13 protein-coding genes and 2 pseudogenes are annotated in these 19,094 nt (G+C 72.0%); 7 read left to right on the forward strand and 8 right to left on the reverse strand.

What is annotated here, in order from left to right:
* Positions 1-66 precede the first annotated feature (66 nt).
* The 4 genes from G3I54_RS02395 to G3I54_RS02410 all read right to left on the reverse strand — a co-directional run bounded on the left by G3I54_RS02395 (position 67) and on the right by G3I54_RS02410 (position 4,290).
* Entirely contained in the window at positions 67-864 is a 798-nt protein-coding gene (locus G3I54_RS02395) for a family 1 encapsulin nanocompartment shell protein (protein WP_164610567.1), read from the reverse strand.
* Complete coding sequence (locus G3I54_RS02400) at positions 864-1,937, reverse strand: Dyp-type peroxidase (RefSeq protein ID WP_164610569.1); 1,074 nt, start codon at positions 1,935-1,937, stop codon at positions 864-866. Before G3I54_RS02400 ends, G3I54_RS02395 begins: the two co-directional genes overlap by 1 nt.
* 229 nt (positions 1,938-2,166) lie before the next feature.
* Positions 2,167-3,606 carry an NADP-dependent phosphogluconate dehydrogenase gene (gene gndA, locus G3I54_RS02405; RefSeq protein WP_164610571.1) on the reverse strand — a complete coding sequence of 480 codons (1,440 nt, stop codon included), beginning with the start codon at positions 3,604-3,606 and terminating at the stop codon, positions 2,167-2,169.
* Positions 3,607-3,747: 141 nt separating this feature from the next.
* A complete protein-coding gene (locus G3I54_RS02410) occupies positions 3,748-4,290 on the reverse strand; it encodes a DUF5709 domain-containing protein (protein WP_164610573.1) in 543 nt (180 codons plus the stop codon).
* A gap of 236 nt (positions 4,291-4,526) precedes the next feature.
* Between G3I54_RS02410 and G3I54_RS02415 the strand changes: the two genes are divergently transcribed.
* The 3 genes from G3I54_RS02415 (at position 4,527) to G3I54_RS02425 (ending at position 9,639) form a co-directional block, all read left to right on the forward strand.
* Positions 4,527-5,594 (forward strand): hypothetical protein, encoded by a 1,068-nt coding sequence (locus G3I54_RS02415; protein ID WP_164610575.1) that lies wholly within the window; start codon positions 4,527-4,529, stop codon positions 5,592-5,594.
* A 684-nt stretch (positions 5,595-6,278) separates the two neighbouring features.
* On the forward strand, positions 6,279-7,754 hold the full coding sequence (locus G3I54_RS02420) for a UDP-N-acetylmuramoyl-L-alanyl-D-glutamate--2,6-diaminopimelate ligase (protein ID WP_164610577.1): 1,476 nt from the start codon (positions 6,279-6,281) through the stop codon (positions 7,752-7,754).
* Positions 7,755-7,860: 106 nt separating this feature from the next.
* Positions 7,861-9,639, forward strand: coding sequence for a carboxylesterase family protein (locus G3I54_RS02425; RefSeq protein WP_343240253.1), 1,779 nt, complete (start codon positions 7,861-7,863; stop codon positions 9,637-9,639).
* 54 nt (positions 9,640-9,693) lie between these two features.
* Here the strand turns inward: G3I54_RS02425 and G3I54_RS02430 are convergent, their stop codons facing one another.
* Both G3I54_RS02430 and G3I54_RS02435 read right to left on the reverse strand, forming a co-directional pair.
* On the reverse strand, positions 9,694-10,515 hold the full coding sequence (locus G3I54_RS02430) for an ATP-binding cassette domain-containing protein (protein ID WP_164610579.1): 822 nt from the start codon (positions 10,513-10,515) through the stop codon (positions 9,694-9,696).
* Positions 10,516-10,742: 227 nt separating this feature from the next.
* Positions 10,743-11,123 carry a hypothetical protein gene (locus tag G3I54_RS02435; RefSeq protein WP_164610581.1) on the reverse strand — a complete coding sequence of 127 codons (381 nt, stop codon included), beginning with the start codon at positions 11,121-11,123 and terminating at the stop codon, positions 10,743-10,745.
* A 102-nt stretch (positions 11,124-11,225) separates the two neighbouring features.
* On the opposite strand from G3I54_RS02435, the pseudogene sigJ reads away from it, so the two are divergent.
* Positions 11,226-12,171, forward strand: a pseudogene (sigJ, locus tag G3I54_RS02440) (RNA polymerase sigma factor SigJ).
* Positions 12,172-12,302: 131 nt separating this feature from the next.
* Here sigJ and G3I54_RS02445 read toward each other — a convergent pair.
* Both G3I54_RS02445 and G3I54_RS02450 read right to left on the reverse strand, forming a co-directional pair.
* Positions 12,303-12,881, reverse strand: a pseudogene (locus G3I54_RS02445) (GNAT family N-acetyltransferase).
* Between the two features lie 223 nt (positions 12,882-13,104).
* Complete coding sequence (locus tag G3I54_RS02450) at positions 13,105-14,145, reverse strand: hypothetical protein (RefSeq protein ID WP_164610582.1); 1,041 nt, start codon at positions 14,143-14,145, stop codon at positions 13,105-13,107.
* A gap of 275 nt (positions 14,146-14,420) precedes the next feature.
* On the opposite strand from G3I54_RS02450, the gene G3I54_RS02455 reads away from it, so the two are divergent.
* From G3I54_RS02455 to G3I54_RS02465, 3 genes are all read left to right on the forward strand, one after another.
* Entirely contained in the window at positions 14,421-15,566 is a 1,146-nt protein-coding gene (locus G3I54_RS02455; protein ID WP_203685422.1) for an alpha-lytic protease prodomain-containing protein, read from the forward strand.
* 454 nt (positions 15,567-16,020) lie between these two features.
* Complete coding sequence (locus G3I54_RS02460) at positions 16,021-17,136, forward strand: DUF1996 domain-containing protein (RefSeq protein ID WP_164610584.1); 1,116 nt, start codon at positions 16,021-16,023, stop codon at positions 17,134-17,136.
* A 153-nt stretch (positions 17,137-17,289) separates the two neighbouring features.
* Positions 17,290-19,056, forward strand: coding sequence for a discoidin domain-containing protein (locus G3I54_RS02465; RefSeq protein WP_164610586.1), 1,767 nt, complete (start codon positions 17,290-17,292; stop codon positions 19,054-19,056).
* Positions 19,057-19,094: the final 38 nt, after the last annotated feature.

A 19,094-nucleotide genomic window follows, 5' to 3' on the forward strand; every position in this document is an offset into this window, starting at 1 on the left:
CTTCGGCGGAAGCGGAAGCGGAAGCGGAGGGCGAAGGGCGAAGGGCGGCGGGCGGAAGCGGGGGCGTCAGGCGATCAGACCGACCACGGCCTCCGGCGTCAGCATCCGGAAGGTGAACGCCTGCTGGAAGTAGAGGTGGACGCTGGTAGCGTCGTGGTCCGCGTAGCCGATCGACAGGTCCTGGCCCAAGCAGAGTTTGAAGTCTCCGCCCCGGGTGGAGAGCAGCACCCCGCCCTTGACCGCGGGCGCCCACAGGATCTCGTCGTCCACCAGGCGGCTCAGATGCGTCTTGACCGGATACCCGTGGTCCGAGGTCTCGGCCGCCTCGGTGAACGCGTCCGCGCCGAGCAGCAGCCGGTACGGTCCGTCGACACCGGCCAGCCGCAGGCGCGTCACGGCCTGGCTGACCGCCACCGGATAGTCCCGCGCGTCCGCGGGCAGCGGCAGCGGCTCGTGCGAGGAGCCGTCCCGCAGACCGGTGATGCCGGCCGCGCCGTACCCGTCGATGATCGCCATGTCCTCGGCGAACGCACAGGTGCGCGCAGCGTCCTTGACGGGCTGCCAGTCGCTGTCCTCGGAGCCGCGCTCCACGTCGTCCACGGCCTGGCGGGTCACCGTGAACGGCACCCGCCACTCGATGACCGGCATCGATGTGCGGGCCCGCGCCACCACGTCCGGGGTGGGCGGATCGATGTCGCGCTGATGGCCGTCGCCCACGGCGGACAGGGTGGGACCGGCCGGATCGGACACGTCGACGACACGGCGTCCGGCGACATGGCGGCGGAAGGTGCGGCGGGCCTCCTCCTCGATCTCCTGCCAGGCGGACGGGGTGACCGGTGCGAGTTCGCGGTGCAGATTGTTCATCACTGGGCACTTTCTTGCAGGCTGCCGATGCGCAGCGAACCGTGGTCGGAACCGGCCGTGACCGGCTCCTGCCGGACCGGTACGGGCACCGGTTCCGGCCGGTCCTCGGAGCGGGCCGGGACGGGCAGGGGCGGCGGGGCGTCGAGGAAGTCGGCGCGGGGGGCGAAGAAGAGCGAGCCCGTGACCGCGGTGGAGAAGTCGAGGATGCGGTCGTGCGTCCCGGGCGGATCGCCGAGGAACATGTTGCGGAGCATCCGCTCGGTCACGTCGGGATCGGCGGCGTACCCGATGAAGTACGTACCGAACTCGCCCTGCTCGAAGCTCCCGAACGGCATGTTGGCCCGCAGGATGTCCCGTTCGGTGCCGTCCGGGTCGGTGATGGTGTTGAGCGCGAGGTGGGAGTCGGCGGCCTTCTCGTCATCCGGGAACTCCACGTCGTCCAGCTTGGTGCGGCCGATGACGCGTTCCTGCTCCTCCACGGAGAGCGCGTTCCAGGACGTCAGGTCGTGCAGGTACTTCTGTACGACGACGTAACTGCCGCCCTCGAAGTCCGGGTCCGCCTCCGCGCCGACGAGCGCCGCCGAACGGGCGTCGTCGCCGACCGGGTTCTCCGTGCCGTCCACGAAGCCGAGCAGATCCCGGTGGTCGAGGTAGCGGAAGCCGTGCGTCTCGTCCACGATCCGCAGGGCTCCGCCGAGCTTGTCGAGCAACTGGGCCGCCCACGCGTAGCAGATGTCCATCCGCTCGGCGCGGATGTGCAGTAGTACGTCACCCGGGGTCGCCGGGGCGTGGTGCAGAGGCCCTCGCAGCTCCGGGAACGGGTGGAGGTGCGCGGGGCGGGGCCCCGCGAACAGCCGGTCCCAGGCGCTGGAGCCGAAGCCCGCCACACAGGCGAGGCCGGAGTCCGGGTACCGGAATCCGAGCGACCGGGCGACGGCCGCGAGATCCGGCAGCACGTCCCGCACCGCGCTCTCGCCGCCCGGCTCGATCGTGCCGACCAGGAACAGCGCCGCGCTGGTCAACGGCGCCACGACGGGCTGGACGGAGACGGGGTCAGGCACGGCGTCGGGCATGCGCGCACTCCACTACGAACGGCGAACGAACAGGACTCGCAGCCACTAAGCCACGTCCCGCGGCCGGCCGCACCCGGGGTGGACCGTGCGGGTCAGCGGCGACGGGTCGCTGTCCGACCACGGGTGGGACGCGCAGCCTGCGCTGTTTCAGGTGCCCGGGGCGGCCGTGTTCAGGAGACAGTCAGGTGTGCTCGAGCAGGCATGTACCCACCCCACCGCGTACGACAGGTCAGCTTTCCACTTCGGTCCTGTCGCCGCCCCAGAGCGTGTGGAACGTGCCCTCACGGTCCGTACGCCGGTAGGTGTGCGCCCCGAAGAAGTCCCGCTGGCCCTGGGTGAGGGCGGCGGGGAGCCGGTCCGCGCGCAGCCCGTCGTAGTACGAGAGCGCGGCGGCGAAGCCCGGGGTCGGCACGCCCTGGCGCACGGCCTCGGCCACCACCGCCCGCCAGTCGTCCTGCGCCGCGCCGATCTCCCGCCCGAACTCCTTGTCGGAGAGCAGGCTGACCAGGTCGGGCCGGGAGTCGTAGGCGGCGCGGATGCGGTCGAGGAACGCCGCCCGGATGATGCAGCCCGCCCGCCAGATCGCTGCCACGGAGCCGAGATCGATGTCCCAGTCGTAGGCCTCGCTGCCCGCCCTGATCTGGTGGAAGCCCTGCGTGTACGAGACGATCTTGGAGGCGTACAAGGCCTGTTCCACCCGGTCCGCGAACGCCGCTGCAGCCGCCCCGTCCAACGGATTCGGGGTGGGCCCCGGCAGATCGCGGGCCGCCTCCCGCAGATCGGCGTGGCCGGACAGCGACCGGGCGAAGACCGCCTCGGCGATACCCGACACCGGGACCCCGAGGTCGAGCGCGATCTGCACGGTCCAGCGCCCGGTGCCCTTCTGCTCCGCCCGGTCCTGCACGATGTCGACGAACGGCTTCCCGGTCGCCGCGTCCGTGTGGGCGAGGACCTCCGCCGTGATCTCGATCAGGTACGAATCGAGTCGGCCGGTGTTCCACGTGCGGAAGACGTCGGCGATCTGGGCGGGGGAGTACCCGGCGACCGCGCGCAGCAGGTCGTACGCCTCGGCGATCAGCTGCATGTCCGCGTACTCGATGCCGTTGTGGACCATCTTCACGAAGTGGCCGGCGCCGTCGGGACCGATGTGCGTGGTGCACGGCGTGCCGTCCTTCGCCTGCGCGGCGATCTTCTCCAGCATCGGGCCCAGCGACGCGTAGGACTCCGCCGAGCCGCCCGGCATGATGCTCGGTCCGTTCAGCGCGCCCTCCTCGCCGCCGGAGATCCCCACCCCGACGAAATGGATCCCGCGCTCGCGCAGCTCCTTCTCGCGGCGGCGGGTGTCCTCGAAGTGGGCGTTCCCGCCGTCGATGACGACGTCGCCCTCCTCCAGCAGCGGCGCGAACTCCTGGATCACCGCGTCGGTGGGGTCTCCCGCCTTCACCATGATCACCAGCCGCCGGGGCCGCTCCAGCGCGGCGACGAACTCCTCGGGCGTGTGCGCGGCCACGAACGTGCCCTCGTCGCCGAACTCCTCGACCAGGGCGTCCGTCCGGGACGCGGTGCGGTTGTGCACGGCCACGGTGAAGCCGTTGCGGGCGAAGTTCCGGGCCAGGTTGCGGCCCATGACCGCGAGTCCGGTGACGCCGATCTGGGCGGTGCCGCTCATCTGTGCTCCTGGGAGTCCGAGTACGTCGGTGCGTGCGGTGCGTGAGTGTGCGGTGGGTGGCCGGCTGGTGTGCGCTTCGGTCAGGGGAGTACGGGGGCGGGGACTGCCGTGTTCAGAGGCGGACGCTCGTCGGCGGTCCGCTCAGGGCGACGGCGGGGCGGCCGTGCCGCCGGTGGCGGGGCCGGAACCGGGGGCGGCGGGGGGCGGCCCGGGCTCCAGGAGCGCGTCGTCGTCCCCCGGCTCCGGGATCACGTGCATCGCGGCCTCCTCGGCCGACGCCGCCGCGCCGTCGATGCCCACGTCGCTGGCGGTGAGGGTGGCCGGGACGCGCCCGTCGGCCTGCTGGGTGAGCCGTCCGGCGCGGGCCACGCCGACCTCGTCGTCCCAGGGCTCGCCGTCGCCGTCCACCAGATCGCCCACGCCGTCGCCGGCGGTACCGTCCGGCTCGGGCACTTCCCTGGTGAGCCGGGTTTCGAGGGACTCCCCGGTGTGCCGCTCGTCGGCCGTGGCGCCGAGGCCGTCGACCACCCACGGGCGGTCCGGTGGCGAATACCCCTCGTCCAGGGGGTCGCCGGTGCCGGACGGATCCATGAGCGTGTCCTCGGCGCCGAGCTGTTCGCCGGGATCGGAAGCCTCGGGTTCTTGGGGCTGGTAGACGTCGTCCCCCCAGTCGGTGTCGCTCATGGCGCGTCCTTTCCTCCGGTTCTCCGGGAGTGACCGGTTCTCCTGTCCCCTGTACGCAATTCCACTCCCGTCCCGCTCCCGCCGCAAAGGGAAGATCGGTTTCCGGAGCCGGTCGCAGACGGTGTGAACCGGTCCGTATGCAGGTCGCGGCCTGTTCGCCGCGCACCCGGGGAGCTCGTGGGAGTCCGGGCACGAGGTGTTCGAATCGTCGAACGCCCGGCATAGGGTGACTTCCCATGGGGAACGGACAACAGTCGCCCGGGGGCGATCACCACCACCAGCACGATTCGCAGCAGCAGCAGCAGCAGCCGTACGGACAGGGCCGGCAGCAGCCGTACGGACAGGGCCAGGGGCAGCCGTACGGGTGGCCGCCGCAGGAGCAGCGGCCCGGCGGGCAGCCGCCGTACGCCGGAGCCGGGCCCGCTCCGTGGGACGCGCGCACCGAACCTGCCGGGCGGCCCGCCTCCGCCCCCTGGAACGCGCGGACCACTCCCGCCGGACCACCGCCGTCCGGCGGCAGCCGACGGAGCGCGGTCATCGCCGTGATCGTGGCCGCCGCCGTCGTACTCGCCGCCGGAATCACCGGATTCCTGGTGCTCGGCGGCGAAGAGGACGACGGGAAGCCGGTCGCCGGACCCACCGGGACGGGCGCCGTGTCGCCGTCGGCGTCCCCGGGCGAGGCCCGGGGCGGGGCCGAGAACGGGACCGCGCCCCTCGTGCCCGGCTGGAAGACCGTGGTCAACCCCAAGCGCGGCATCGCCTTCGACGTCCCCCTCCAGTGGGCGCTCAAGTCGACCGGCTGGGTGAGTTACGTCGCCGAGAACGACGACCCCGAGGAGATGCCGCTCGTCGGGTTCTCGGCCCCGGCGATCCTCCAGGAGAAGTGGTGCCGGTCCGACGACGACGGCAACGGCACCCAGGAGGACACCCCGCTCGCCTCCGCGGGTTCCCGGGGTGAGACGGGCGCCCGAAGCACCGCCGAGGCGGCCCGGGAGAACGCCCGCCTCTGGGTCTACGGCAGCTACGCCCAGCCGTCGAAGGAAAAGGTCACCACCGGGGCGGCGAAGCCGTTCACGACGGAGTCCGGCATCACCGGGAGCGTGGCGACGGCCACCTCGACCGGTGTCGACGGGACGGGCCGCTGCTCCTACGACGGCAAGGCGACCGCGTTCGCCTTCGAGAACCCGACGGGCGAGACGGTCTCCTGGACCTTCGTCGGCGTACGGGGCGTCGACGACGAGGTGCCGGAGCCGACCGTGCGGAAGATCCTCAGCACCGTCCGGCTCATCGACAGCACCCCCTGACGAGACGCCTTGACGACCGACCCTCTGAGGGACCTCTGACGGCACCCGGAGGGCACTCGGGGGCCCCGGAGGGCCCCCGGAGCGACCCTGGCGATCTTCGGACGACCCCCTGGCGGGCTCCGGCCGCGCGCTGGTCTCCCTCCGGTCTCCGTCCGGTCTCCGTCCCGCGCTCCGCCTCGGTCCGCTCCGGTCGGGGCGGACCGGGGCCCTTCCCATGCCCCGTACACTCGGCCCATGGGACGCAGCACCGCACCGAGGACATGCCCGGTCAGGGCCGCCTCCGCGCTGCCCCCGGCGCCCGCCGACGCGGCGCCCGGAACGGGCCGTACCGCGCTGCACGGCCACGGCTAGCGATCTACAGCGGTTCATCAGCGGTCACCGGCCGGTCCACCATCCCGTCCACCGGCCGGTCCACCAGCGGTCCACCGCGATCCACGCGGCGGTTCCCGACAGCCGCATCCGGCGATCCCGGCCACGGCCTCACCGCCCCGGCCCGCCGCCTCCTCACCGTCAGCACCTCTCCGGCCCGCTGAGCGCCGGGGCTCACCGTCGCCTCCGGCGTTCGCCGGACGCGCGCGTTCGCACGATCGGCTCCACAGCACCACGCGGCCCGGCACACCTGCCCGGGCCGCTTCCCGGCGACGGCCGCACCATCTGGCCGGCGCCGCACTCGAAGGGATCATCGTGAAGCTGAGCGACCTCATGGCCGGGCAGGTCCACCACGTGCTGCGGGGAACCCCCGACCGCACGGACGTCACCGCCGGAGCGACCTTCGACGCGGACCGGGTCACCCCGGGTTCCGTCTTCGCCGCGGTGCCCGGCCACGCCGCCGGCGGTCCGGACGCCGCCGCCCCGGCCGTCGCTCGCGGCGCGGTCGCCGTACTCGTCGACGAACAGGCCCCGCCGCTGCCCACGGCCCTGGGCGACGTGTGCGCCGTACGCGTCCCCGACGTCCGCAAGGCCGCCGCCGTCCTCGCCTCGCGCTACTTCGGCGAACCGGGCCGGGCGATGGACCTGATCGCCATCACCGGCACCAACGGCAAGACCTCTGTGTCGTACATGACCGAGTCGGTGCTGCGGCTCGCCGAGGGCACCCGGGTCGGGGTGATCGGCACCGCGGGCAGCCGCATCGGGGACGAGCCCATCCCGATGCCGCCCTCGGTTCTCACCACCCCGGAATCGCCCGATCTCCAGTACCTGCTGGGACACATGCGCGACCGGGCCACCGGTAGCGTCGTCCTGGAGGCCACCTCGATGGGGCTGCTGACGCACCGTCTGGACAGCACGTTCATCGACGTCGGCGTCTTCACCAACCTCACCCAGGACCACCTCGACGACCACGGCACCATGGAGAACTACCGGGACGCCAAACTCCGTCTCTTCCAGGGCCTGTGCCGCCGCGCCGTGGTCAACGCCGACGACCCGGTGGGCGCGGGCATCCGGGAGCTGATGCCCGACGCCGTGACCACGTACGCGCTGGACGGCGACGCGGACTACCGCGCGAGCGATCTCACCGTGGACGCCTCGGGCACCCGGTTCACCCTGCACCACGACGGCCGCAAGTACCCGGCGGCGATCCCTTCGCCGGGCCGGTTCTCGGTCTCCAACGCGCTGGCCACGGTGGCCGCCTGCCACCTCCTCGGCCACAGCCTGGCCGGGCTGGTCGACGCGCTGGAGCGGATGCCGCAGATCCCCGGCCGCTTCGAACGCCTCCACACCCCCGACGGCACCTCGGTGATCGTGGACTACGCCCACTCGCCGGACTCCCTCAGCAAGGTCCTCACCACGATCCGCGGCTTCGCCCGGGGCCGGGTCATCACCGTCTTCGGCTGCGGCGGCGACCGCGACACCACCAAGCGCTCCGAGATGGGCGCCATCGCGGGCGCCCACTCCGATCTGTGCGTCCTCACCTCCGACAACCCCCGTTACGAGAACCCCGAAGCCATCCTCGACCAGATCGCCCCGGGCATCGTGTCGACCGGGACGCCGTTCGAGCGGATCACCGACCGCCGCCGGGCCATCGCCGCGGCGCTGGCGGAGGCGGGCCCGGCCGACATCGTGCTCATCGCGGGCAAGGGCAGCGAACCGCACCAGGCCGTCCGGGGCGAGCTGCTGCCGTTCAGTGACATGGCCACCGTGCGCGAGCTGATCGGCGCTTAGTCCGCGATCAATCCGTTGGTGCGAGCCGCCGCCGAGCTGGAATGCTGGCCCGGCCGCGTCGAACGACGGATGACCGGACGGGGCAGGAACTGGGGGTGCGGGAGCCGTGGACGTCTTCACGACGAAGGCCGGGATGGTACGGGGGCGGCGCACCGCCCGGGATCGCGGCATCGTCGCCGTACTCGGACTCCCGTACGCGGCCCCGCCGTTCGGCGCCCGCCGATTCCGTGCGCCGCAGCCGGCGGAACCCTGGGACGGTGTGCGCGACTGCTCCGCCTTCGGGCCGGTGGCACCCCAGTCGGCCGAACTGCCGGGCGCGCCGGTCTGGTCGCCCGGTGACGAGGACATCCTCACGCTGAACGTCTGGACGCCCGCCGACGGACCGGGCGACCTGCCCGTGCTGGTCTGGATCCACGGCGGCGCGTACGTCTTCGGGTCCTCCGCCCAGCCCGACTTCGACGGCACCGCGCTGGCGGGCCGGGGGCTGGTCGTGGTCACCCTCAACAGCCGTATCGGCTTCGAGGGGTTCGGCCACGTGCCCGACGCGGACAACAGCACACTCCAGGCTGCTGCTGCCGTTACCGACGGCAGTGACGCGCCCCTCCCCGCTGCCGCTGCCGCTGCCGCTGCCGAGGCCGACGGCAGTGGCGATGGCACGCCCTTCCCCGACAACCGCGGCCTGCTCGACCAGATCGCCGCCCTGGAATGGGTCCGCGACAACATCTCCGCGTTCGGCGGCTCACCCGACCGGGTCACCCTGGCCGGGCAGTCGTCGGGCGCCACCTCCGTGGCCTGCCTGACGGTGGCCGACCGGGCGCGCGGCCTGTTCCGCCGCGCCGTCCTGCACAGCGCCGTCAACGCCTTCGCCACGGCGGAGCAGGCGGCCCGCACCACCGCCGAGGTCGCCGCGGCGGCCGGTGTGCCCGCCACCCGTGCCGGGCTGCTCGCCGCCCCGCCCGAGGCCCTCGTGGCCGCCGCCGACCGGGTCTGCGAGCGGTACGCACAGGACCCCGGCTCGGGGCAGCGCCACTACGACCCGGCGATCTACGGGCCGGTCGCCGACGGCGTACTGCTGACCGCCGACCCGCTGGAGGCACTGGCGGCCGGAGCCGGCGGCGCGGTCGAGCTGCTGGTCTGCCACGCCACGGAGGAGTACTGGCTCCTGGACGCGGTCGGCAGCAGTGCGAAGATCACGACGGAAGAGCAACTGGCCACCTTCGCAGCCGACTTCGGACTCCCGCCCTCGCTCGTCGAGGGCCACCGCGAGCGCCTGCCGGACGCGCCGGTCCTCGACGTCTACCTGTCCCTCTACTCCGGCCTGCTGTTCGCCGAGTACAGCACCCGCCTCGCCGAGGCCCACGCCCTGGCGGGCGGCCGCGCCTTCCTCGCCCGCTTCGACCGCCGCCGGGACGGTACGGGGCGACGGGTGCGCGCCTGGCACTGCGCGGACATCCCGTTCGCCTTCGGCAACCTCCACGAGGAGAGCGTCCACTTCCTCGTCGGCGGCCCGCCCGGCGCGGCCGACCAGGAGCTCTCCCGGCGAATGACCCGTGCCTGGGCCGATTTCGCCGCTCACGGCGACCCGGGCTGGGATCCTCTCGACGGGCTTGCCGGGAGCGGCGCGGCGGTACGGGTCTGGCGTACGACGGAAGAGGAGGCGGACGCGGCCCGGCAGCGGGCGAGAGCTCGGGCGGCGGAAAGCGCCCGTGGAGCGGACCGCGAGCGCGGAGCGGAGCCCGGGCCCGGACATCGACATGGCGTGGAGCACGGGCACGGGCCCGGACCCGGACATCGAATCGGCGTGGAACACGGGCACGGGCGCGATGCGGAGGGCGGGTTCCGTGATCTGTGGCGTGCGGCCGGCCTGCCGCTCCTCGCGCCCTGAGGGCCACCCGCGCGGCAGACGACCGCAGGCCGCCGCACCCGGCGCCGGCCCCGCCTACGCGAAGCCGCCCGAGCGGGCCAGCCAGCGGCCCGCGTGCCGGGTCACCTCGATGGGGCGGCCGAAGCAGGCGGTCATGCGCTCCTGGGTGAGGACGTCCTCGACCACCCCTCCCGCGAGGACACGGCCCTCCCGCAGCAGCAGGGCGTGACCGATCGCCGGGGAGAGCTCCTCCAGGTGGTGCGTGACGGTCACCGTCGACAACTCCGGCCGGTTCAGGGCGAGATGGCGCATGGTGTCGATGAGGTCCTCGCGCGAGGGCAGGTCGAGCGCGTTGAACGGCTCGTCGAGCAGCAACAGCGCCGGGTCCGCCATCAGCGCGCGGGCGATGAGGATCCGGGCACGCTGGCCGCCCGAGCAGACGCCGTACGCGCGGTCGGCGAGGTCCTTGACCTGGAGTTCGGCGAGCAACGCGTGGGCGCGCTCGCGCACGTCGCCGTCGTACGCCTTCCACAGCGGCTGGACCGTGCCGGTGTGGCCGGTGAGGACGGCGGTGTGCCCGGTCAGGTCTCCCGGGACGCGCTGGGAGGTGGAGACATGGCCGATGCGGGCGCGCAGTTCCCGTACGTCGACCCGGCCGAGCCGGTGACCGAGGACGTCGACCGTGCCGGTGGTGGGGAAGGCGGTGGCGCCGACGAGACGCAGAACGCTGGTCTTGCCTGCGCCGTTGGGGCCGAGCAGCGCCCAGTGCTCGCCGGCCCGGACGGTCCAGTCGATGCCGTCGAGGATGACCTGCCCGGTGGCGTGGCGGCGCATGCTCACGCCGTCGAGGGCGGCGACGACGCGCCCATGACCGTTGCCGGAGTTCCCGTCGTCCATGCCGTCGTCCCGACCCTTCGCGCCGATGTGTACCGCGGACGCCGTGGATGCCGCCCGTACCGGACGGAGAGTAGCTGTAAACGGCACTTACCCGTGCGGTTGCCTGCATCGCGGACACGGCACAGCCCTGGCGGGCCCTCGTCCCTCCTCGTCCGGCGGCGGCGCCGCAGCTGCAGCCGCAGCCGCCGCCGCCGCAGCCGCATCCGCAGCAGCCGCATCCGCACGCTTCAGCGCCGTGCCAGGGCCAGCACGCTCAGCCCGAACATCAGCACGCCCAGGGGGAGATGGACCGACGGGATGTGCGCGATGCCGACCGCGACCTGGACCGAGGCCAGGGCGAGGAAGCCGGACGCGTGCAGCACGGGCCGGGACGAGCCGCCGCCCGGCTTCCAGGCCAGGATCGCCGCGAGCACGTACAGCATCGACGCCCCGTACATCACGCGCGCTCCGACGCTGTGCAGCACCTCTCCGTAGGACGTGGTCATCAGCAGTCCGGAGGAGACCGCCTGGAGGAAGATCGTCAGGGTCTGCAGAGCGATCGCGATCCGCACGAACGAGAAGCCGTGCGAGCCGTGCGAGCCGTGCCGTGTCGTCGCCTGGGTGGTCATGCCACGCCCCCATTTTCTCCGCCCGCCGGGCAGTTGATCGATAAGGTTTCACCAGCCCGACGACGCGGGCCTGCGAAAGGTAAGGCGAGGGGCGGTCGGAGCATGGGGACGGCAGAGGCGGACACCGATGGCATAGCCGGTGAACGCGGCCAACTGATCAATGTGGCCTACCGGTTGCTCGGATCGCTGGCCGAGTCCGAGGACGCCGTGCAGGAGGCCTACGCGCGCTGGTACGCGCTGCCGCGGAGCCGGCGGGACGAGATCGTGTCGCCCGGCGCCCGGCGCCTGGCTGACGACGGTGACCGGTCGCATCTGCCTGGACGTGCTCGGCTCGGCGCGGGTCCGGCGCGAACGCTACGTCGGCGCGTGGCTGCCCGATCCGCTGCCGGGCCCCGGCGGACGCGGCCACGGCCGGGGCTCCGATCTCGCCGATCTCGCCGACCAGATCGTCCTGGACGAATCGGTGACCATGGCCTTCCTCGTCGTCCTGGAGACGATGACCCCCGCCGAGCGGGTGTCGTTCGTCCTGCACGACGTCTTCCGCTACCCCTTCGCCGAGATCGCCGGCGTCCTCGGCCGGACCCCCGCCGCCTGCAAGCAGCTCGCTGCCTCCGCCCGACGGCGGGTGCCCGACGCCCCGGCTCCGGTGCCGGCGGACGTCCGGACCGACGCCGTGCGTCGCGTCAAGGAGGCCTGGCAGAACAAGGACATCGCGGCCCTCGTCGACCTCCTCGACCCGGCCGCCGTGATGACCGCCGACGGCGGCGGCCTGGTCGGCGCCGCCCTGCGCCCGATCGAAGGCGGCACGCGCATCGCCCCGTACATGGTGGCCATAGCCGACCGGGCGCCGGGCCTCGAACTCCTGGAGCGTACGGTCAACGGGGTGCCGGGCCTGGTGGCCCTGCGCGACGGTGTCGTGGTGACCGTGGCCTCGTTCGATGTCGCCGAGGGGCGTGTCGCCCGGATCTGGGTGGTCCGCAATCCGGAGAAGCTTCAGCCGTGGGCGGCCCACCGGGACGCCGGCGAAGAGGTCCGGGACGTTCCGTGATCGCCTTGCGGTCTTCGACCGCAGCCGTTTTCGACCGCAGCCGTCTTGACCGCTGACGGCCCCGCCCGCCTCCGGCCGCTGACCGCTTTCGATCACCGACTGCCCCCGGCCGCCGACCGCCGTCGATCATTTCACCCAGCGCGCAGGTCGAGCCGCATCAGGACACGGGGGTGACCGGCCAGCACCGACGTGGTGTCGGCGGCGTGGGTGAACCCGGCGCGCTCGAAGTTCTTCCGGATCCCGGCGTACGCCATCGTCAGGTCGACCTCGGCGCCACCGCTGTCGATCGGGTACGCCTCGATCGCCGGCGCACCGTGCGCACGGGCGAACTCCACCGCCCCGGTGATCAGGGTGTGCGAGATCCCCTTCTTACGATGACCGGGGCGTACGCGGATGCACCACAGCGACCAGACCGGCAGATCGTCCACGTACGGGATCTTCCGGCTGCGCGCGAAGGAGGTGTCCGAGCGCGGCGCCACGGCGGCCCAGCCGACCGGCTCGTCGCCGTCGTAGGCGAGGACCCCCGGCGGTGGCTCCGCACGGCACAGCCCGGCGACGTATGCACCGCGGTCCGGCCCGCGGAGCTCGTTGTTGAGCTAGGACGGAATCCGGTAGCTCAGGCACCAGCAGACGTTGGCCCCGGGCGACTTCGGACCGACCAGGGTACGGACATCCTCGAAGGCCGAAGCCGGGCGAACCGTGATCGTCATGGCGCCACGATGCCACGACACAGCCGGTGGCACCCGCTGCCCGAGCCGTCCGGGGCCCGCCCGCGCCGAGGGCGAACGAGCCGAGGGCGAACGATCCGGAGCCCTCTGCCCGTGCCGAGAGGCGAACAACCTGGAGGCACCGCCCGTGCAGTGAGGCGAACAACCCGCGAACCCCGCCCGTGCCGACAAGGAACGCCCCGGCGCCGGGCGGCGTCCCGCCGGCCTAGTACGGCGGCAGCCGCAGTGCCCCGGTGCCCTCGCGTACGTCGTGCACGAGCCGGATCTTCCCCACCGGATTACCGTGCTCGTCCGTGGTCACCAGGGCCGCGTCGTCGCTGTTGACGCACCGCCCGTTCGCCTCCGGCTCGGGGCAGAACAGCACGTAGCCGGTCTGACGGTCGACGCGGCCCGGCTCCAGTCGCCAGATCCACTGGTAGGTGCTCATGACCACCCGGGGGTAGGTGGCGCGCAGTTGCTCCTTCACCGCGTTCTGCACCGTGTCGCCGAACTTCTGGCTCTCCCGGAACGGGCGGACCACCCGGGCGCTGCCCGTCGTGTCGACCCGGCCCGCCTCGATCTCGTAACTCGCCGAGTAATAGGCCTGCTTGGTGAGCGAGGCCAGCAGGTCCGAGCGGGTCAGCCGCATCACCGTGGGCCAGGAGTCCTTGCCCCGGTCGCGGCGGTCCGCGACGGAGGGGGAGACCACGTTCACGTACGAGCCCTGAGCCTTCGCCAACCGGCTGTCGGCCCCGCTCGCGGTGACCCAGCGTTGGACGCACTCCCCGATCTCGCCGAGCACCTTCGTCACGGTGGCGTTCGTCAGCTCGGCGACCACGTAGGGCGGGGTGCCGGTCGGGCCGAGGGCGATGACCTCGTAACCGCAGGCGTCGAAGGCGCCTTTGAGCGTACGGAAGTCGTCGGCCTGCTGCCGCCCGCGCTTCACCGCTTCGGCCAGCACACCGGCACAGTCCTTGCGGTCGCACAGGCCCTGGTCCGCCTTGTCGGTGTCGATGCGGAGCCGGACCACGGCGTCGCGGTCGTCGGTCACCGCGAACGTGACCTCCGAGCCTCCGGAGCCCGGGAAGAGCGTGCGCGCTCCGATCGCCTTGAGCTGACCGGGGAAGTGCTTCTCGGCCAGCTCTTCCGCCGCCCGGCGGTCGTCCTTGGTGTCCACCACGCCGCACGCGCCCAGCAGCACGACCAGCGAACCCGCCAGTGTGCCGGTCAGCACGGCTCTCCACGACCTGTGGCGTGATCCGGCCATGATCTGCTCCTCCACCTGGTCCCGTCGCCTGTTCCTGTGACAGTAGGACCAGTGTCTGCGGGCCGGATGAGTACGCCTACTCAACTCGGCGCGCGGCGTCCTCGCGCATCTCTTCCCGGGCCGCCGCTGTGATTGGCATGGACCTGACTATCGAACTCCGCTACAGTCCGGGACGGCACATCTGAGAGCGCTCTCAAGCGGCACGATCAGCATGCGCTCCCGGACGCCTCCCGTTCCACCCCCACGTCGCTGGAACAACAGGAAGGGTCACTCCCTTGAGACACGCAACCGTGCTGCGGACCGGTCTGTCCGCACTTCTGCTCCTCGGTGCCTGGGCCGCCGCCGGCCCGTCGTCCGCCTCCGCCGCCCCCACCGACTCCGCGCAGGCGCCCGCCTCCGCCGCCCTGCTCACCGCGATGCAGCGCGACCTCGGCCTCAGCGAGGGCCAGGCGCGGGCCAGGCTCGCCGACGAGAAGGCGGCCACCGCCCTGGAGCCGAAGGTTCAGCGCGCCGCGGGCTCCGCCTACGGCGGCTCCTGGTTCGACGCGAAGACCGGCAAGCTGGTCGTCGCGGTAACCGACGCCGCCAAGGCCGAGACCGTCCGGGCCGCCGGAGCCGAGGCCCGGCTCGTCGAGCACTCGGCCGCGCGGCTCGACGCCGCGAAGGCCCGCATCGACAAGCTGACCGCACCCGCCGGTGTGAGCAGCTGGCACGTCGACCCGGCGACCAGCAGCGTCGTCGTGAACGTCGTCGCCTCCGAGCAGAATGACAACGATGTCCGAACCTTCGTGGCCAAGGCTCGCGAGGCCGGGCCAGTGACGGTGGAGACGACCTCCGAAGCGCCGCAGACCTTCGCCGCCGGAACGGTCGGCGGCGACCCGTACTACACGGGCAACGTCCGCTGCTCCATCGGCTTCTCCGTGCACGGCGGCTTCGTCACCGCCGGACACTGCGGCGGCGCCGGCCAGTCCGTGCGCGGCTGGGACGGCTCGGACATCGGCCACTTCCAGGGATCGTCGTTCCCCGGCGACGACTACGCCTGGGTGAACGTGGCCAACGGCTGGTGGACCGTGCCGGTCGTCATCGGCTGGGGCACCGTCTCCGACCAGCTCGTCCGCGGCTCGAACGAGGCCCCGATCGGCGCCTCGATCTGCCGCTCCGGCTCCACCACGCACTGGCACTGCGGCAACGTCCTGGCCAAGAACGAGACCGTCAACTACAGCCAGGGTGCCGTGCACCAGATGACCAAGACGAGCGTCTGCGCCGAGGGCGGCGACTCCGGCGGCTCGTTCATCAGCGGCGACCAGGCCCAGGGCGTCACCTCCGGCGGCTGGGGCAACTGCTCCGGCGGCGGCGAGACCTGGTACCAGCCGGTCAACGAGATCCTCAACCGGTACGGGCTGACCCTGCACACCGCGTGATCCCGGGGAGTCGTCCCGCCGTCCTCCCCGGCGGAGCGACTCCCGCCGACCGGTGAGAGCGAAGGCAACAGTGAGCGGTCCCGCCGTTGCGCGGGGCCGCTTTTCCGTATGCGTCTCCCGGGCGCGCTCCGCTTCCGGTACGCGTTCCCCGGACGTGCTCCGCTTCCGGTACGCGTTCCCCGGCCGCTTCCCGCCTTCCGTGCGGGCTTTCGGTCCGTGCTCCACGCGCCGCCCAACAGCCTTTGCGCAGTGCATCGTTCACAAGCTATTGACACCTTCTCAGCACCGGCGCAACACTGACACCGCCTTGGAGAGCGCTCTCCCAGATGATCCCGCGGTCCGCCGGCCTCGTGACGCGCAGGGTGGAGTCTCTTCCCGGCTGCACCGTCCAGCTCACCCTTTCCCCCCACCGTGCACCCGATGTGCAGGGATGAAGAGCGGCATGGAGGTCCCTATGGTGACAAGACTCAACAGAACGACCCTGGTGTCCGCCCTGATCGTGGCGACCGCCCTGGCGTTGGTCGCGCTCGGGCTGACCGCGATCACGAACGCCGGGGCGACCGCCGCCGGGGCGGACCGGCCCGCGTCCGATCGGCCTGCGGCGGCCGCGCATGTCATGCAGGGTCACAAGATGGCGCCGGCGAAGCCCGTGGCCTTCGGCGACGACCCGGACGGCGACGGCTACATACCGGCGGACCCGCCGGTCACCGGCGTGGAGCCGTCCGACGAGATCCCGCCGCACCGCTACTTCCACGAGTTCCAGGCCAACTGCTCGGTCACCCACACCGCCCCGGACGACCCGATCGTCTACCCGGGCCAGGCCGGCGCGTCGCACGACCACACGTTCATGGGCAACGACACCACGAACGCGAACAGCACCACCGCGTCCCTGGGTGCGGGCGGGACGGCCTGCCTGGCGCCCGGCGACCTGTCCGCGTACTGGATGCCGACCCTCTACAACGGGAACGAAGAGATCCGCCCGGTCGGTCCGCAGACCATCTACTACAAGGCCGGAGTCACCGACTACCGCACCGTGCGCCCCTTCCCCAAGGGGCTGCGGTTCGTCGTCGGCAGCCCCACGCAGACCGCCGAGGAGTTCCGCAACCACCCCGGCATGGTCGAGGGGTACGAGTGCGGCGAGAGCTACCACAACTACGACTTCCCGGCCGCCTGCCCGACCAGCCAGGACACCCAGCTCAACCTGCGTATGCAGGCGCCCAGTTGCTGGGACGGAAAGTACCTGGACACCCCCGACCACAAGGCCCACATGGCCTATCCGGTCGTGATGGGGGCCAACCAGGACGTCTGTCCGTCGAGTCACCCGGTCGCCCTGCCGATGATCGAGTTCAAGATGGCGTGGCCGGTCAACGGTGACATGTCGCAGGTGAGACTGGCCAGCGGCACCGGCCACTCCTTCCACTACGACTTCTTCAACGCCTGGGACGACGCCACGCTCGACGCCCTGGTCGACCACTGCATCGTCGGCGCGCTCCAGTGCAACGCCCGTGGGTACGACGAGAACAACCCGGGCGAGGGCGCGGCCCTGGACGAGAACTACGAACTGCCCTGACCTCGGTACCGGCCCCGACCCCTGCCCATCGCGTCTCCCTCATGGGTGCGTCACGCCCATGAGGGAGAGCGCTCTCCAAACCTGCTGTCCCTTCGGCATCTCCATCCGCACCCCGTATCTCCACCCGCACTCCCGTGAGGAGCCCTTCCCCCCATGATCACGTCCCGTTTCCGACGACCGGCCCGCCCCCGGGGCCGTACCACCGCGCGCCTCGCCGTCGCCGCGCTCCTGGCCGCTGCGGCGGCCGCCCTTCCGGTGCCCACCGCCCAGGCCGCGGGCAGTGTGGTGAAGGTGACCGGCTCCCAGGGCGCCTGGCAGCTGACCGTGGACGGCGCCCCGTACACCGTGAAGGGCCTGACCTGGGGCCCGTCCGTCGCGGACGCCGGGCAGTACATGCCCGACGTGAAGTCGATGGGCGTCAACACGATCCGTACGTGGGGCACCGACGCCACCACGGAGCCGCTTCTGGACACCGCGGCGGCCAACGGCATCAAGGTGATCGCCGGGTTCTGGCTGCAACCGGGCGGCGGCCCCGGCAGCGGCGGCTGTGTGAACTACCTGACGGACACCGCCTACAAGAACGACATGCTCGCCGAGTTCCCGAAGTGGGTGGAGACCTACAAGGACCATGAGGGCGTCCTCATGTGGAACGTCGGCAACGAGTCCGTGCTCGGCCTGCAGAACTGCTACAGCGGCGATGAGTTGGAGCGGCAGCGCGACGCGTACACCACCTTCGTCAACGAGATCGCCAAGAAGATCCACGCGGTCGACCCGAACCACCCGGTCACCTCGACCGACGCCTGGACCGGCGCCTGGCCGTACTACAAGAAGAACGCGCCCGACCTCGACCTGTACGCCGTGAACTCCTACGACGCCGTCTGCGACATCCGCGACACCTGGGAGAGCGGCGGCTACGACAAGCCCTACATCGTCACCGAGGGCGGGCCCGCGGGCGAGTGGGAGGTGCCGGACGACGCCAACGGCATACCGGACGAGCCCACCGACGTGGCGAAAGCCGCCGGATACAAGAGCGCCTGGGACTGCGTCCAGGGGCACCAGGGGGTCTCGCTCGGGGCGACGCTCTTCCACTACGGCACCGAGTACGACTTCGGCGGCGTCTGGTTCAACCTGCTCCCCGCGGGCCAGAAGCGGCTGTCCTACTACGCGGTGAAAGAGGCGTACGGCGCGGACACCTCCGGCGACAACACCCCGCCGGTCATCAGCGACATGAGCGTCGACAACGCCTCCGCCGTCGAGGCGGGCAAGCCGTTCACGCTCAGGGCGTCCGTCTCCGACCCGGACGGCGACGCGCTCACCCACCAGGTGCTGGTGAACTCCAAGTACATCGACGACAGCGGCCAGTTGACGGACGCGGACTTCACCGACCGGGGTGACGGCACCTTCGAGGTCACCGCGCCGGACCGGCTCGGCGTCTGGAAGGTGTACCTCAAGTCGACCGACGGAAAGGGCAACGTCGGCATCGAGACGAAGTCCTTCAAGGTGGTGCCGCCGCAGGTCGACGGTGTGAACCTGGCCTCCGGCAAGCCCGCCGAGGCCTCGTCCTTCCAGCCGGACAGCGTCGGCTGCCCCTGCCCGGCGGCCAACGCCGTCGACGGCTCCTTCGACACCCGTTGGGCCAGCGACTGGGCCGACCAGCAGTGGATCCAGGTCGACCTGGGGGCGACCACCTCCTTCGACCACGTCCAGCTGGCCTGGGAGGCGGCCTACGCCAAGGCGTACACGATCCAGACCTCGGACAACGGCCAGGACTGGAACACCGTCCACACGGAGACGGCCGGCAACGGCGGCATCGATGACATCGAGGTCGCCGGCAACGCCCGCCACGTCCGCGTGAGCGCCACCGAGCGCGGCACCCCGTGGGGCTACTCGCTCTACGAGTTCGGCGTCTACCGGAGTTGAACCCGCGCCGGACCGGAAGCCCGCCGCGCCGTCCCATC

The sequence above is a fragment of the Streptomyces sp. SID14515 genome (assembly GCF_010548505.1).
Taxonomy (GTDB): Bacteria; Actinomycetota; Actinomycetes; order Streptomycetales; family Streptomycetaceae; genus Streptomyces; species Streptomyces caviscabies.

Bases quoted from the DNA above. Each gene is read 5' to 3' on its own strand.
- G3I54_RS02410 (WP_164610573.1), bottom strand. From the start codon at position 4,290: ATGAGCGACACCGACTGGGGGGACGACGTCTACCAGCCCCAAGAACCC.
- G3I54_RS02450 (WP_164610582.1), bottom strand. From the start codon at position 14,145: ATGGCCGGATCACGCCACAGGTCGTGGAGAGCCGTGCTGACCGGCACA.
- gndA (WP_164610571.1), bottom strand. From the start codon at position 3,606: ATGAGCGGCACCGCCCAGATCGGCGTCACCGGACTCGCGGTCATGGGC.
- G3I54_RS02400 (WP_164610569.1), bottom strand. From the start codon at position 1,937: ATGCCCGACGCCGTGCCTGACCCCGTCTCCGTCCAGCCCGTCGTGGCG.
- G3I54_RS02430 (WP_164610579.1), bottom strand. From the start codon at position 10,515: ATGGACGACGGGAACTCCGGCAACGGTCATGGGCGCGTCGTCGCCGCC.
- G3I54_RS02460 (WP_164610584.1), top strand. From the start codon at position 16,021: ATGGTGACAAGACTCAACAGAACGACCCTGGTGTCCGCCCTGATCGTG.
- G3I54_RS02415 (WP_164610575.1), top strand. From the start codon at position 4,527: ATGGGGAACGGACAACAGTCGCCCGGGGGCGATCACCACCACCAGCAC.
- G3I54_RS02395 (WP_164610567.1), bottom strand. From the start codon at position 864: ATGAACAATCTGCACCGCGAACTCGCACCGGTCACCCCGTCCGCCTGG.
- G3I54_RS02465 (WP_164610586.1), top strand. From the start codon at position 17,290: ATGATCACGTCCCGTTTCCGACGACCGGCCCGCCCCCGGGGCCGTACC.
- G3I54_RS02435 (WP_164610581.1), bottom strand. From the start codon at position 11,123: ATGACCACCCAGGCGACGACACGGCACGGCTCGCACGGCTCGCACGGC.